Here is a 13,970-nt window from a genome sequence, read left to right as displayed (position 1 = left end):
GTGACTATGCAAAGATATATATGTATCAATACTTGTCCCGTTTTTGTCCCGGTATAAAAATGGGGAAGCGGTCTAATAAATTGTTATTCAATTTACTAAACCGCTTTCTGTCGGGATGACAGGATTTGAACCTGCGACAACACGCCCCCCAGACGTGGACTCTACCGGGCTGAGCTACATCCCGAAATGCGGATGCAAATGTAGTAAAAAATTTTGGAATGAAACAAGGAGTTGAAAGAAAAATCTGATGATTGTTTGTGCTTTTTGACTTAGATTGCAGGTTTTCATGGGTTTGGGGAATGAGAATACGGGGATATGGAGTAAAAAAAATTGGATAAACCATTTTTTTAGGTAACTTTGCAATCCATTACGTGAAATTGTATTGTAAATTAAAAGAAAGGAATTGTCTATGTCAACAGAAAATGCTATAGAAAGAGTTAAATGCTTGATTATAGGGTCAGGGCCTGCTGGGTATACGGCAGCGATATACGCATCGAGAGCTAATTTGAATCCGGTGTTGTACACGGGAATGCAAATGGGTGGTCAGTTGACCACGACCACGGAAGTGGAAAACTTCCCGGGATACCCGGAAGGCGTGACCGGTCCGGTGATGATGGAAGATATGAGAAAACAAGCGGAACGTTTCGGAACGGATATTCGTTTCGGGATCGCGACGGATGTTGACTTTTCCGGTCATCCTCACAAGGTTACGATCGACGGGGAGAAGGTGATCGAGGCGGATGCCGTGATTATTGCAACGGGTGCAACTGCCAAGTACTTGGGTCTGCCTTCAGAAGAGGCATTCCGCGGGGCTGGTGTTAGTGCTTGTGCAACTTGCGACGGATTCTTCTATCGCGGAAAAGACGTGGCTGTTGTAGGTGGTGGAGATACCGCTTGCGAGGAGGCTACTTATTTGGCCGGGTTGTGTCGTAAAGTATATTTGATTGTTCGTAAGAACTATTTGAGAGCATCGAAGGCTATGCAGGAACGTGTGTTCAGAACGGAAAACATTGAAGTATTGTTCGAGCATAACACGTTGGAATTGTTTGGGTCAGACATGGGAGTTGAGGGCGCTCGTTTGGTGTACAAGAAGGGAACCCCGGAAGAGGCAACCAAGGAGATTAAGATTGACGGGTTCTTCCTGGCTATCGGGCATACTCCGAATACAGAAGTGTTCAAAAAATATATCGAAGTCGACGAGCAAGGGTATATCATTACCGAAGGTAAGTCTTGCAAGACGAATGTACCGGGTGTGTTTGCCGCAGGAGACGTGATGGACCCGACTTATCGTCAGGGAATTGCTGCTGCCGGAACCGGTTGCCGTGCTGCTATTGATGCGGAACGTTACATCGGAGAATTACACGCGTAAGTGATTTTCTCTCGAAGAAAACTTTTTTGAAATAAAATAAAAGCTGTTTGAAGGTGTCTTTGAACAGCTTTTTCCATTAAAATGATGAATGATGATGAGATACTGCTTTGTTTGTTTGCTGTTGGTAATCGTTTCTTTCGGGCGAGTGAATGCACAGGAAAATCGTAATGGTTTTCGATTGGACACGATCTATAAATCCGGGGCAAAACGCCAAGTGGTGAGAGCTCCCGTGAAAAAGAGTGTCCCCTTGAAATCGTCCGTGTCCCGGAAAGCGGGAAAATGGACATTAAGCGGCTCTTGTGGGATGTCCTTCGGGGATTATACCAGTATTGATGTTTCTCCCCAGATCGGGTATCGCTGGAACGAGTTCTTCTCGGCGGGAGGAGGGGTAAGTTACAATTATCACCATTCTTCCAATCGTTATGATATGAATTATCTCGGGATAAACGTGTTCGGGCGGGTGAACCCGGTGCGGTATATTGCTCTCCAAATCCAGCCGGAACTGAAGGGAAGTTGGGGAAAATCGTATGAGAAGAAGATTGACTTCCGTTATGTCCCCACGATGCTAGTGGGGGGAGGTGGAGTTATTCCCACCGGAACAGGCTCTATTTCCGTGATGTTTTATTATGACGTGATACAGGATAAGTATTCACCTTACGGGAAAAATTGGGTCTGTTCCGTGGGGTATTCCTTTAATCTTTGATTATTTTATCGTGACCATCGTGGCCCCGTAACCATATTGCTTGAAAGAGGCGTCCTGATGGTTGAAACGTTTGTATTTGGTTTGAAGTTCCCAAAGGATACGTTGCCTTAATACTCCGTCTCCTTTGCCGTGTATGAACACGATCTTTTGGCCCCGGCGGAGTTTGTATTGTTCCAGTGTTTTGTGGAACACGTCCATCTGGTAGTCCAGCATATCCTTGTTTTCCATGCCTGTCGTGTCGTCGAGTAGCTTGTCAATGTGCAAGTCGATCTCGATGATGTTGCTACTGGATTGTTTGGGAGTTTCCTTGTGGGGCGTGTCTTCCGTTTTATGAGGTGTTTTTTGTAAAAATTGTTCCGGAATGGTTTCCAAGCCTTCTTCTTTGACGATGGATTCTTTGTCCAGCGGTCGGAGTAGTGAGGTGGAATTAAACCAGCGGGTATGTTTGTAAGCTCCCGCTTTACACAAGTTTACCGGGGTGACCTTGATTTGCGTGTCGATGGCGTTTTTCAGTACGTGAACGCCTTTCTGGTAGAACACTGATTGCACGTGTATCGATTTAATCGTGTCGATTTCTTTGAGCGAGTAATTGCCGATCAGGTATGTCGTATTCGGGTTGCAGTTACCTGCCGTAATCCCGGTGTACTTTTCCCCGTCATGAAACGAGATGGAATAAAGACTGGTTTGAGTGGTATCGTTCACGAAATAAATATCGAACCGACTTTCTGTCAGGTTGTTGAAATTTTCGGGGACGAACGCGATGTAAAGGGTATCGGCCGATTCCATGACCACGTTTTTCTGTCCGGATGCGGACGTGGCGGAAACCATTTTTGTCGTGTTGCTGTCGGAATGAATGACCACCAGGTTATTCACGGATGCAGGAATTTCGAACCCGTATTCGTCACAATACACGTTCACGGTGTTGTTGTCAATGATGCCGGTAACTTTACCCTCTAGCTTGTCTGATATAAATCGTACAATGTCGCCTATTCTTATATTCATGTCGTCTTCTGTTTTATTGTTAGGCAAAAATAGTGTTTTTTTCATTTGAAAATATTAATTTAGCCAGCCGATTGGTGAGCTAAAAACTAAAAGTTAAAAACTAAAAGAGGAGAAAGTAGAGACTAAATTGATGATTATTAGTTGATTCGTGGGGAATGGCAATAATAAAATGAAGTAAAAGATAATATAATGACATTACAAGAATTTCAACAATCAATTAGGGAAGGGATTCCGGCAGAATTGCCGGCTCCGAAGGCTTACGAGCCGGAGATTAACCATGCCCCTAAAAGGAAAGACATCCTGACGAAAGAAGAAAAGAAACTGGCGATACGTAACGCTTTACGTTATTTTGACCCGAAACACCATGCCGTGTTGGCCCCGGAGTTTGCCGAGGAGTTGGAGAAATACGGGCGTATTTACATGTATCGTTTCCGTCCGGATTACAAGATGTATGCTCATAATATCAATGATTATCCTCACAAGAGCCTGCAAGCGGCGGGTATCATGCTGATGATGAATAATAATCTGGATTATGCCGTGGCTCAACATCCTCACGAGTTGATTACTTACGGGGGCAACGGGGCGGTGTTCCAGAACTGGGCTCAGTATCGTCTGGCAATGAAGTATTTGTCGGAAATGACCGACGAGCAGACGTTGGTATTATATTCCGGTCACCCGATGGGATTGTTCCCGTCGCATAAGGATGCTCCGCGTGTAGTGGTTACGAACGGTATGGTAATCCCGAATTATTCCAAACCGGATGATTGGGAACGTTTTAACGCTTTGGGTGTTTCCCAGTACGGGCAGATGACTGCAGGCTCGTTCATGTATATCGGTCCGCAGGGAATTGTTCACGGAACCACGATTACCGTGTTGAATGCCGGGCGTAAGATTTCCAAACATGGAGAAGGATTAGCCGGAAAATTGTTTATCACCGCGGGATTAGGTGGTATGTCGGGTGCGCAGCCGAAAGCCGGGAATATTGCCGGATGTATCAGTATTACAGCCGAGATTAACCCGAAAGCCACGCATACCCGTCACTCTCAAGGATGGGTGGATGAGGTGATTGATGATTTGGATAAACTGGTGGAACGGGTGAAAGTGGCTCGTGAGAAGAAAGAGACTGTTTCCATTGCTTACCAGGGGAACGTGGTGGACGTGTGGGAACGTTTCGCGGAGGGTGATGTGCCTGTTGAACTGGGATCAGACCAGACTTCATTGCATAACCCGTGGGCCGGTGGTTACTATCCCGTGGGCGTGAGTTTCGAGGAGTCCAAGCGGATGATGGCCGAAGAACCGGAGTTATTCAAGCAAAAGGTACAAGAATCTTTGCGTCGTCACGTGGCTGCTATTAACAAGTGCGTGGCACGTTTCAATACTTATTTCTTTGATTACGGTAACGCATTCCTGTTGGAGTCTTCCCGTGCGGGTGCTGACATCATGAAACCGAACGGTGATTTCAAATACCCGTCATACGTGCAGGACATTATGGGACCGATGTGTTTTGACTACGGTTTTGGTCCGTTCCGTTGGGTATGTTCCAGTGGTGACCCGAAGGATTTGGCGAAGACGGATGAGATTGCAGCTCGTGTGTTAGAGGAAATCAAGACACATTCTCCGAAAGAGATTCAACAACAGATGGATGATAATATCCGTTGGATCAAGGCTGCTATGGAGAATCATTTGGTCGTTGGGTCGCAAGCCCGGATCTTGTATGCCGATGCTGAAGGTCGTGTTAAGATTGCCGAGGCGTTTAACAAGGCTATCGCTGCCGGGGAAATTTCTGCTCCCGTGATTTTAGGACGTGATCATCATGACGTTTCCGGTACGGATTCTCCTTATCGAGAGACTTCAAATATATATGACGGATCTCGTTTCACGGCCGACATGGCTATCCAGAACGTGATCGGGGATTCTTTCCGCGGTGCGACTTGGGTATCTATCCACAATGGTGGTGGCGTAGGTTGGGGAGAAGTTATTAACGGTGGTTTCGGAATGATGCTTGACGGTTCTGCCGATAGCGACAGACGTTTGAAGAATATGTTATTCTGGGACGTGAATAATGGAATCTCCCGTCGTAGCTGGGCTCGTAACGAGGGGGCTGTTTTTGCCATTAAACGTGCCATGGAAGCAAACCCGAATTTGAAGGTGACGTTACCGAATTTTGCCGATGACCAGTTGATCGAGTCATTGTTTTAAATAAAATATTTTTGATGTGCGGGGAGTGCTTTTAGGAGTGTTCCCCGTTTTTTATTCCTCTTCTTCTAGGGTAAAGAGTATTACTTGCATTGTAGTTGTGCCGTGGTCTCGTTAGTAAGTCAACGGTAAGTCAACGGAAAGTTGACGTGCCGGAGGTGTGAATATGTACTTGATTTTATTTTGAAATAGAATCAATATATTAACGAGACACGCTTACGATTCCGGTGAGTGTACGGAGCGAGTTACTTGAACAGGGTCGTGAATTTCGTGGGAACGGGGGTCTCGAATTTCATTTCTTTTCCCGTGACGGGATGGATAAAAGTGAGCTTGAAAGCGTGTAAGGCCAAGCGGTGCAAGGGGTTTTTCGTGGCCCCGTATTTGGGGTCTCCGGTAACGGGGTGTCCGATTTCCTGCATATGTACCCTAATTTGGTTTTTGCGTCCGGTTTCCAATTCAAGTTCCACGAGTGAGAATTGCCGGTTCGATTTTAAGGTCGTGTAGTTCGTGATGGCCAATTTCCCGTCTTGTGAAGAAGTGGAGTGGACGATCAGAGCTTTGTTCTCGCTGATGTAGGATTTCACCTGTCCTTGTTTCGGTTGCGGGCATCCCTCGATGACGGCGACATATTTCCGTTCCCGGATCATTTCGTTCCAGTTTTTTTGTAGGATTTCTTGAACTTTTTTGTTTTTGGCAAACATCATGACACCAGAGGTTTCTTTGTCTAGGCGATGCAGGATAAAGATATGGTTCCGGGGATCTTTATTTTTCACGTAGTTGTTCAGGATGTAATAGGCTGTTTTGGTTTTATCCCGCTCTGTTCCCATGGAGAGTAACCCGCTTGCCTTTTCCACGACAATCAGGTGTTCGTCCTCATGCAGGATGTTGAGCATGGGGTGATGGAAAGGAGCCGCATTTTTGTTCATCCCGACGGTTACCGTGTCCCCGGGTTTGAGTGGCGTGTCGAATTGTGTGGTGACACGGTTGTTCACCTGCACGAGTTTGTGGGCGAGGAATGATTTCACGGCTGTCCTGCTTTGGTCATGTAAAGCTTGTAACAGGAAAGGCATTAACGTGTTTTCTTCTTGTACTTCGAAACTACGGCTACGCGGGGCTTTGGCACGGGGTGAATTCTGGGGTCTCATGGGTTTATTTGTTTAATTGGGGACAAAGGTAATAAAAGTAAGGACGTAATTCGCGGGTTTATGCGAAAATAGACACTTGTTATTGGGGTGTGTTGCGGAATTAGAGGCGATTTATTGGAACTTGGGCTTACACTTTGCTGTAAATTAATATTTAGGAATTTATTCCAAATATTATTAACCAACAAATGATCGATTATGAGTAACAAATTATTATTACTGTTGATTTTAGGAGTCGTGTTTTTTTCCGCTTGCAGCGATGATGACAAGGACCCGAATTATGACGGGACATATAAAGATTCTGGATTGGAGTTGTCAAGGGACGGGATGGCATTGAGTGGAAAGAGTGTCGCTTTATCAGGTAACACGCTAACCTTGGGTAACGTGATTCCGGGAGAACCGGCATTGGCGATTCCCGTGACGATCACGGGAAATGTAGTGGAAGGTACGAGCAGTAATGATTTCCGGGAAGTGAAGGTTTCCGGGAAAATTGAAGGAGGAAAAATGAACCTGACTCTTGCGGTAAAGAATAAGGCCACGGATATTGAGGGAACTTGGGCGGTAGGAAATCTGGATGCAGGCATTATGGCCACACATTTTACTTTCACGACAGATAAGGAAAAGGTGAAATACGGTGAGACCGAGGTCGCTCCGGAGAACGTGATAGGGTTTGTGAATGGTATATTTGGATGGATGTTACCCACTTTTCTAAGGGATATAACATTCACGAGTGATGGCAATATCACGGCTTCTTACAATAGTGATATGAATAATCCGCAATATGCAACGTCTCCTAAAGGTATGGCCTTTTATAATTTGGTGGGAGGAAAGTTGTATATCTCTGCAAATATTGCAGGTATCGTGGAGGATATCGGGCGTAGTACTTCTGACCCGTTGACAGAGATCATGGTCGTGCTGGAACAGGGCCTTCCTTTTGAGATCACGAAAGATACGGAAAAAGAGACAATGGATGTCTATATGACCCGGGAGACGTTATTACCATTTATGTCTTTGCTTCCTATGTTGGGAGAGGTTATGCCTGAAGAATTCCAGAGTTACGCTGGATTTATCACGGATTTGGGACCGATTATCCAAGAAGGGAAAACGGCGGAACTGGGATTGGTGTTGACGCAAAAGAAAACCGCTGAATAGTAATATTGTACAAGACGATTTAGAGAGTTATGTTGCATATGGTGATGTGACTCTCTTTTTGTGGAAAATGATTTATATGGAATATTCTTTATATAGGTAGAGTGGAGTTATTATAAATAGTTAAATGAAATGTTATGAAGAACAAGTTTTTATTATTAATGGTTTTAGGAATTGTATTTTTTGCTAGTTGTAGCGATAGTGACAATAAAGACACGCCGAAAGATTTTAACGGGATTTATTCTACAACGAGTACGGATCGGGTGTTAGATTTGAAGTATAGTAACGCTGTATTTATCGGGAAATCTGTTGATTTTAATTCTGCGGATGGAAAGAGTGCAACCTTGAAGTTGCAAGGGGTTGTCCCGGGAGAGAGTGAAACAGTATTCTCTAGTGTTCCATTGGAGTCCGGCAGTTCGGTTTATACGTTCTCTGCCGAGAATAAAAATGATTCCCGAACAGTGACTTTGGAAGGTTCTATCGTGAAAGGGAAGTTGACGGTGAACGTGAACGTGAAGTTTGCCCAAAATGAGTTGATGAAGACATGGGATTTTTCATCAGTAAAAATGGCATGGACTCCTCACGATTATCCTTTGACAGAGGTCGATTTGGGATTTACTAAAATGAAGATCACTACAGGATTGCTGGCGACTATGGCTCCCACGATGTTGGCAAAAGAGCTAAAGAATTATTTACAAAACGTGACTTTCAGGGAAGATGGAAATATCGTGGCGACTTATAATACAGCTACTGTAACAGAAGAAAATCCGGAACCGGAGGCTGATTGGCAGAGTTCACCGTTGAATCTGGCACAGTATTGCGTGAAAGATGGTGTTTGTTACGTGTTTTTGAGCTTGGATATGATTATGCGACAGGTTGATATGGATCAAGAGGGACGTTCAACGGGAACGGATCCGATTCTTGGTGCTGTTGAGCAATTGTTGGCTAATGGGATTCCTGTGCATTTTGAAAAGACTGTGGGAGCGGATGGTAAAGATGCGTTGTACGTTTATTTGGATGAGGTGCTGCTGAAACAATTGGGCCCTCTGTTACCGATGGTTGAGAGTTTGATCCCGGAGGATATGGCATTCGAGGCTAGTATTCTCGGGAAAACTATATCTGTTCCTATTGGACCGATTCTGGAAAATCTGCCGGGTGCGTTGGAAGTAACGACTGCTATGCAGGTGGGATTGCAATTCAAAGGAGCCGAGTAGTGTTAGGAAAAGAAATTTCTAGATATGTGAAGCATTTAAAAATTGTCCGGGTATATTTAATATGTACCCGGACAATGTGTATTAATAGGTTATTTCCAAAGATTTTACCCATAACGTGCTGTTAGGAGCTCCTTTGTAGGAATCTCCTTCTTTACTTGGGGTGCAGACAATGGCAAGCTTGTACTTTTTGTTGGCAGGGTCAAATGAACCATTTCCCGTGGGTTCGAAATTGACCGTTTTTTCTATAAAGTTGTCTTGAGATCCGCCACTGAAAGCAGCTTTTAGGATTACTTTCTTGGATTCGTTGATATTTGTTCCGTCTAGGTGGTCATTGTAAGAATCGACTTCGTATAAGTAGGCGATTAAAGAACACTCGTCTATTTTGTCCGGAATTTCTTCTGCGGTAACTGTCGTGGTGGAACCCTCTGTTTTAACTACCGTGTTGAAGTACGTTGTTCCAGGCGTGTATTTGTATGTGAATTTGAAGGCTACGGGAGCTGCTGTTCCCCGGTAAGCTTCCCCGAAGTGGGTACTTTTCAAGGGTGCGGTGGCATCTAAATCGAATGTTCCGTTGAATAATGTTCCGGCAGTAACTTTAGGTAGCACGACAGCCATGAATGCGATATAACCACCGTACGTGTCTCTTGTTATGATTTTCGCTGCATCTCCGTCTTGTGTAACGGGATAGGGTGTTGCTGTTAATTCGGGGTGACCGATCATCATTCCTGATAAAGGAAAGAAATCTGCAGCCATATTGGAACTGGCCATGTTCACCGGTTCTTGATACTCTTTCCCTTCTGGAGTAATCCAGCTATTCATTTGGTAGATGGATTTGAATTCCGGCATTTTCTCTAAGCGGAGAGTTTTGGTGCTGGGATAGCGTACGTCTTCGGGTGTAATGTGATATTTTACGTCGTATTTTTCTCCTTCAATTTTGGAGAAATCAATGGATTCACCTTCTTTGAGTATGGATTTCGTCCCGTCTGAATATCGAACGACAATGGAATCCAATGTGGCGCCTTTCGGGAGTTCAATCTTAGGTGTTAGCTTTAGTTGGCTGGCAGTAGCTGTTTCCCAGATTTTGAAAATGTAAATAGAGGATGTTTTTGAATTATCCGGTTGTGTGGCTACGGCATCCCCTTCAATTATTAAGTTGATTTTAGTGTCAGCGCTTTCCGTGATTGTGTCTCCCGTAAAAGTAACATTAACAGTCAAGGGGGAGGCATCCACCACGAGATTCAGTTTCATGATGTGATCTTCGACGATGGCTCCGCGAGCAGTTAGTTTTACCCCTGTTACACCGGGAATTTCCAAGTCTGTAAGTTCCCGGTCTTTTGCCGTGAATCCGTATACTTCTCCTCTTTTTACGAAAGAGACGGTGTCTAGTTGTATAGTCCCTAGATTGATGCCTTGGAATGAGAAGTTCTCGATTCTCAAGCGGAGTTTGTTCGGGTCTTTATCTGATGGCTTGTTCACGTACACGCGTTGAGTCATGGTTATGGGGGCTAGTCCCAGATCGATGGCCATTTCTCCTTTAAACGTTTTGTTGTAGAAACTTTCCGCACTTGCTGGTTCTCCTTCAATTTCCGTGATCGAGATGTTAATTTCCATGATCTCGTCCTCAATATTAGCGTTGGCCTGAACGGTATATCCACTGACATTGTCGGTTATGGAGCCTTTTAATTGACTGTAATAAGTGCGACTGAGAGCTTCGAACGTGACATTGGGAATTTCGAATTCGGGATAGCCGGGAACTATGTTGATTAACTTGAAAGAAGTCGTGTTGTCATCTTTTTGAATAATTTGTACAGAAGTTCCTTCCGGTGCAGAGATTCCGTCAATAGTGGCTTTTAAATTTTCTCCGGAATACTGCCCGACAATTTTGTCTATCGTGGGTGGTTCTGGATCATCATCATCTTTACAACCTGTAAAAAATGCAATACTTAAAGCTAATAACAATAGTAATTTGTTTTTCATACTTCATTGAATATTAATTAGACATCTTTTTATAATCAAGTTAGACTATCAATAAACCTTCGTTTTTTGATAGCAGGCATAAAATCGTTTTCAGGATCAATTTGAAGGAATGGAATATAGCTAGATCGCTATAAAGTAGAAAAATGTATGATCAATAAATATCAGATAATTAAATAGATATGACAGTATAAATGTTAAAATTGAATTCCTGTTGTAATATTTGATTAAATTTGCACGTTTTTTGCTAATGATAAGGCTGCATGGCTCAAAAAACGAAGGTTTATTGTGTGTGTATTTTAAGGAGAGGACGGACATATCAATGTTTAATTAATATTTAATGAAGTATGAAAAACAAGTTTTTATTGTTATTAATTTTAGGTGTCGCATTTTTTGCGAGTTGTAGTGATGATGATAAGGATCCCTTTAAAAATTATTCGGCAGATTATAGTGGAGATAAATTAGCATTAAAATTGAATGGAAAAGAATTTTCCGGAACATCGGTTTCTTTTAATTCGGAAAATAAGAAAAATGCAACACTTACATTGAATAAACTGATTCCCGGAGAGCCTGCTTTAGAAGTGAAAAATTTAATTGTTGAAGAGTTGGCAGGTGATGACTACACCTTTGCAGGAGAAAATAAGAATGATGATCGGATTGTATTGGTGGAAGGGGCTGTAAAATCAGGGGTGTTGAGTCTGAATACTAGTTTTAAGGTGATTTCTAAGGTTGTTGGAGAATGGATGTTGGCAAAACCTGAGATGGATGATAGCTATAATATGGTTTCTAGTTGTATCCATTTGGAAATTGTAACAGATGTTGATTCTATTGCTTTCCCTATATGGGGAAAATTGCCTATTAATCCAAATCCAGAAATAGAAGGAGATTTGGGATTGACAACATTGTTACAAACCTTAGGTGGTGGTATATTGCCTGGACTTTTGAAAAAAATGAATTTGAAAGAAGATGGAAATCTAATAGCTTCCTATCATCAAATAACGGGTATTCAAGATTTATTTCAGCCAGATGCAACTCCATTGGTTGATTCTGAAGAGGGGTTGGTAAGATATAATGTGAAGGATGGACAAATATATATATTGGTGGATATTGAATCTTTGTTAGGGCGGAGTACTGAAAACAATCCAACATCAATGCTTATGACAATGCTTGAAACGGGTATTCCGTTGAAGGTACAGTTGGATGGAGAGAAGATGAGAGCTTATGTTGATCGGGAAATGATGCTTCCTTTTATGAGTGTCTTAGAACTTTTGTTACCTATGATAGATGATTTGGAGTTGGATCCAACTTTTGCGGCAATGGGAATTACAAATGAAAGTTTGAAACAATTAGTGAATGATATTATAAATCTGGTAACAAAAAGTAGTAAAGTTGAGTTAGGGTTGAATTTAACTTCTTTCGTTGAAGATGAGGAAACTCAGGCATCGTTAGCCCTCCCTAAAGTTATAGAGGAAACAGTTTTTCAATTGGCAAAATAATTATATTGTTATTCTGTAATTTGAAATAGAAAATATCAACGAGCTTGCCTAGATTCTGGCGGGCTCGTTTTGTTTTGGATACGCTTTCTTTGAAATTATCTATTCTTTCCTTGTAAAAAGGAAAGTTTTTCGTGAATTTGTCCTTATGAAAAGGAAAGACGTGATAAATTAAGGTGAGTTCGATATAATAAAGCATATTTGCCCCATCCGTTAGGAAAAAGATCGTGTAAAAATGGGAATATATCGGTGTTTTTTAGTTTCTTGCACGAGATGATGTGATTATTTCGAAGAGATGGATTCCGCCGTCTTGGAAGTGCCGGAATAGGTGATGTGTCATCTTTTAACTTTGGGTTTTTATCTTTCCTGCTACCCCCTCTAACTCCCCCTTGCACGGGGGGAGGACACGCTACATTGAAACATTGGAGTGCGTTCTCGCAACGGTTTCTTCTTTCGTGTAATGTTATGTTTCTATTATTCAGAGATATAAATTTGTTTTTATATCGAACTCACGTTAAATTAGCTAAGTTGCAGTAATATTAAGTAAGTGCAAATTTTGTACTTACTGGTTGACTTTGTATTAGTAAAAATTGTACAAAGTATTTGGATAATCAAATTCCTTTTATACATTTGCAGAACGAAAAAGACAAAATATGAATAGTACATTACATCATATGCATCATCATTGCCATCACTGTATTCAGGTGAGATGATGCTGTTGTGCTGTAATTTGAAATAAAAAGTATAAACGAGCTCGCCTGGATTCAGGCGGGCTCGTTTTGTTTTTTTCGATACCATAGATGCCTTCCCGGATTCAGAGCGACGATAAAATCAGATAGAAATGGTGAAATTAAAAGTCGCGATTCAAAAATCAGGTCGATTGAACGAGGACACGCTCGAATTGTTGAAAGAGTGTGGGATTTGTATTAATAACGGGAAAGATCAGTTAATGGCACAAGCCTCTAATTTTCCGTTGGAGGTGTTGTATTTACGAAATTCGGATATTCCTCATTACGTGGAGGATGGAATTGTTGACGTGGCGATTATCGGGGAGAATACGGTGATCGAGAAAAGGGCAAATGTATTGAATTTGTTGGATTTAGGTTTTTCGGGTTGCCGGGTTTCTATTGCTATTCCTAAATCGGAGGAATTTACCGGGTTAGATTGGTTGCAGGGAAAACGGATTGCTACTTCCTATCCCAACACGTTGAATGATTTTTTAGTACAAAATAAGATTCAGGCAGAGACGCACGTGATCACGGGGTCGGTGGAGATCGCTCCCGGTATCGGATTAGCTGATGCGATTTGTGACATCGTGAGTTCCGGGAGTACACTTTTTAAGAACGGGTTGACGGAGGTCTACACGTTGTTTAAGTCTACGGCTGTTTTAGTGGCTAACCCAAAGTTGGATGAAGAGAAACTACAGTTGGTGAAACAATTGATATTCAGAATGAAGGCGGTATTGGCAGCCAAGTGTAACAAGTATATCCTGTTGAATGCTCCCGAAGAGAAATTGCAAGAGATTTGCGATATACTTCCGGGAGTGAAAAGCCCGACAATTATGCCGTTGGAAATGAAAGGATGGTTTTCTCTACATTCGGTGGTGAACGAGAATAAGTTTTGGGAGTCTATCGGGGCGTTGAAAGCGGCGGGTGCGGAAGGGATTTTGGTGGTACCCATTGAAAAGATGATAGAGTGATTTCCTGCGGCAAGTTGCAAGTTACAGGT

10 protein-coding genes and 1 tRNA gene are annotated in these 13,970 nt (G+C 42.7%); 7 read left to right on the top strand and 4 right to left on the bottom strand.

Going from position 1 to position 13,970, the window contains the following annotated elements; translation table 11 throughout:
- Positions 1-110: 110 nt before the first annotated feature.
- A tRNA-Pro gene (locus tag F1644_RS05285) sits at positions 111-184 on the bottom strand.
- Positions 185-409: 225 nt separating this feature from the next.
- On the opposite strand from F1644_RS05285, the gene trxB reads away from it, so the two are divergent.
- Both trxB and F1644_RS05275 read left to right on the top strand, forming a co-directional pair.
- Positions 410-1,369, top strand: a complete 960-nt coding sequence (gene trxB / locus F1644_RS05280) for a thioredoxin-disulfide reductase (protein ID WP_087422032.1) — start codon at positions 410-412, stop codon at positions 1,367-1,369.
- 91 nt (positions 1,370-1,460) lie between these two features.
- Positions 1,461-2,072 carry a hypothetical protein gene (locus F1644_RS05275; protein WP_118305470.1) on the top strand — a complete coding sequence of 204 codons (612 nt, stop codon included), beginning with the start codon at positions 1,461-1,463 and terminating at the stop codon, positions 2,070-2,072.
- Here the strand turns inward: F1644_RS05275 and F1644_RS05270 are convergent, their stop codons facing one another.
- Entirely contained in the window at positions 2,073-3,074 is a 1,002-nt protein-coding gene (locus F1644_RS05270) for a DUF2027 domain-containing protein (RefSeq protein ID WP_118305493.1), read from the bottom strand.
- Positions 3,075-3,263: 189 nt separating this feature from the next.
- Between F1644_RS05270 and F1644_RS05265 the strand changes: the two genes are divergently transcribed.
- The gene (locus tag F1644_RS05265; protein WP_118305469.1) at positions 3,264-5,273 is read left to right on the top strand and encodes a urocanate hydratase; all 2,010 of its coding nucleotides are present in this window, start codon (positions 3,264-3,266) and stop codon (positions 5,271-5,273) included.
- A 242-nt stretch (positions 5,274-5,515) separates the two neighbouring features.
- Here F1644_RS05265 and F1644_RS05260 read toward each other — a convergent pair whose 3' ends face one another.
- On the bottom strand, positions 5,516-6,415 hold the full coding sequence (locus F1644_RS05260) for an RluA family pseudouridine synthase (RefSeq protein ID WP_118305468.1): 900 nt from the start codon (positions 6,413-6,415) through the stop codon (positions 5,516-5,518).
- Between the two features lie 195 nt (positions 6,416-6,610).
- On the opposite strand from F1644_RS05260, the gene F1644_RS05255 reads away from it, so the two are divergent.
- Together F1644_RS05255 and F1644_RS05250 are read left to right on the top strand one after the other, a co-directional pair.
- Positions 6,611-7,564 carry a DUF4925 domain-containing protein gene (locus F1644_RS05255; protein ID WP_118305467.1) on the top strand — a complete coding sequence of 318 codons (954 nt, stop codon included), beginning with the start codon at positions 6,611-6,613 and terminating at the stop codon, positions 7,562-7,564.
- A gap of 134 nt (positions 7,565-7,698) precedes the next feature.
- A complete protein-coding gene (locus F1644_RS05250; protein WP_118305466.1) occupies positions 7,699-8,775 on the top strand; it encodes a DUF4925 domain-containing protein in 1,077 nt (358 codons plus the stop codon).
- Between the two features lie 81 nt (positions 8,776-8,856).
- Here F1644_RS05250 and F1644_RS05245 read toward each other — a convergent pair whose 3' ends face one another.
- Positions 8,857-10,752 carry a PCMD domain-containing protein gene (locus F1644_RS05245; protein ID WP_118305465.1) on the bottom strand — a complete coding sequence of 632 codons (1,896 nt, stop codon included), beginning with the start codon at positions 10,750-10,752 and terminating at the stop codon, positions 8,857-8,859.
- 344 nt (positions 10,753-11,096) lie between these two features.
- Between F1644_RS05245 and F1644_RS05240 the strand changes: the two genes are divergently transcribed.
- Positions 11,097-12,245 (top strand): DUF4925 domain-containing protein, encoded by a 1,149-nt coding sequence (locus tag F1644_RS05240; protein WP_118305464.1) that lies wholly within the window; start codon positions 11,097-11,099, stop codon positions 12,243-12,245.
- An 838-nt stretch (positions 12,246-13,083) separates the two neighbouring features.
- Complete coding sequence (hisG, locus tag F1644_RS05235; protein ID WP_118305462.1) at positions 13,084-13,941, top strand: ATP phosphoribosyltransferase; 858 nt, start codon at positions 13,084-13,086, stop codon at positions 13,939-13,941.
- The last annotated feature ends 29 nt before the right edge of the window (positions 13,942-13,970 follow it).

Source organism: Butyricimonas paravirosa (assembly GCF_032878955.1).
Lineage (GTDB): Bacteria > Bacteroidota > Bacteroidia > Bacteroidales > Marinifilaceae > Butyricimonas > Butyricimonas paravirosa.
The sequence above is the reverse complement of the archived record's forward strand: the minus strand, read 5'-3'. Positions and strand labels throughout refer to the sequence as shown.

What these genes read in the sequence shown, in the direction of transcription:
- F1644_RS05260 (WP_118305468.1), bottom strand. Translation starts at nt 6,415, where the DNA reads ATGAGACCCCAGAATTCACCCCGTGCCAAAGCCCCGCGTAGCCGTAGT.
- F1644_RS05255 (WP_118305467.1), top strand. Translation starts at nt 6,611, where the DNA reads ATGAGTAACAAATTATTATTACTGTTGATTTTAGGAGTCGTGTTTTTT.
- hisG (WP_118305462.1), top strand. Translation starts at nt 13,084, where the DNA reads ATGGTGAAATTAAAAGTCGCGATTCAAAAATCAGGTCGATTGAACGAG.
- F1644_RS05250 (WP_118305466.1), top strand. Translation starts at nt 7,699, where the DNA reads ATGAAGAACAAGTTTTTATTATTAATGGTTTTAGGAATTGTATTTTTT.
- F1644_RS05275 (WP_118305470.1), top strand. Translation starts at nt 1,461, where the DNA reads ATGATGAGATACTGCTTTGTTTGTTTGCTGTTGGTAATCGTTTCTTTC.
- F1644_RS05265 (WP_118305469.1), top strand. Translation starts at nt 3,264, where the DNA reads ATGACATTACAAGAATTTCAACAATCAATTAGGGAAGGGATTCCGGCA.
- F1644_RS05270 (WP_118305493.1), bottom strand. Translation starts at nt 3,074, where the DNA reads ATGAATATAAGAATAGGCGACATTGTACGATTTATATCAGACAAGCTA.
- trxB (WP_087422032.1), top strand. Translation starts at nt 410, where the DNA reads ATGTCAACAGAAAATGCTATAGAAAGAGTTAAATGCTTGATTATAGGG.
- F1644_RS05240 (WP_118305464.1), top strand. Translation starts at nt 11,097, where the DNA reads ATGAAAAACAAGTTTTTATTGTTATTAATTTTAGGTGTCGCATTTTTT.
- F1644_RS05245 (WP_118305465.1), bottom strand. Translation starts at nt 10,752, where the DNA reads ATGAAAAACAAATTACTATTGTTATTAGCTTTAAGTATTGCATTTTTT.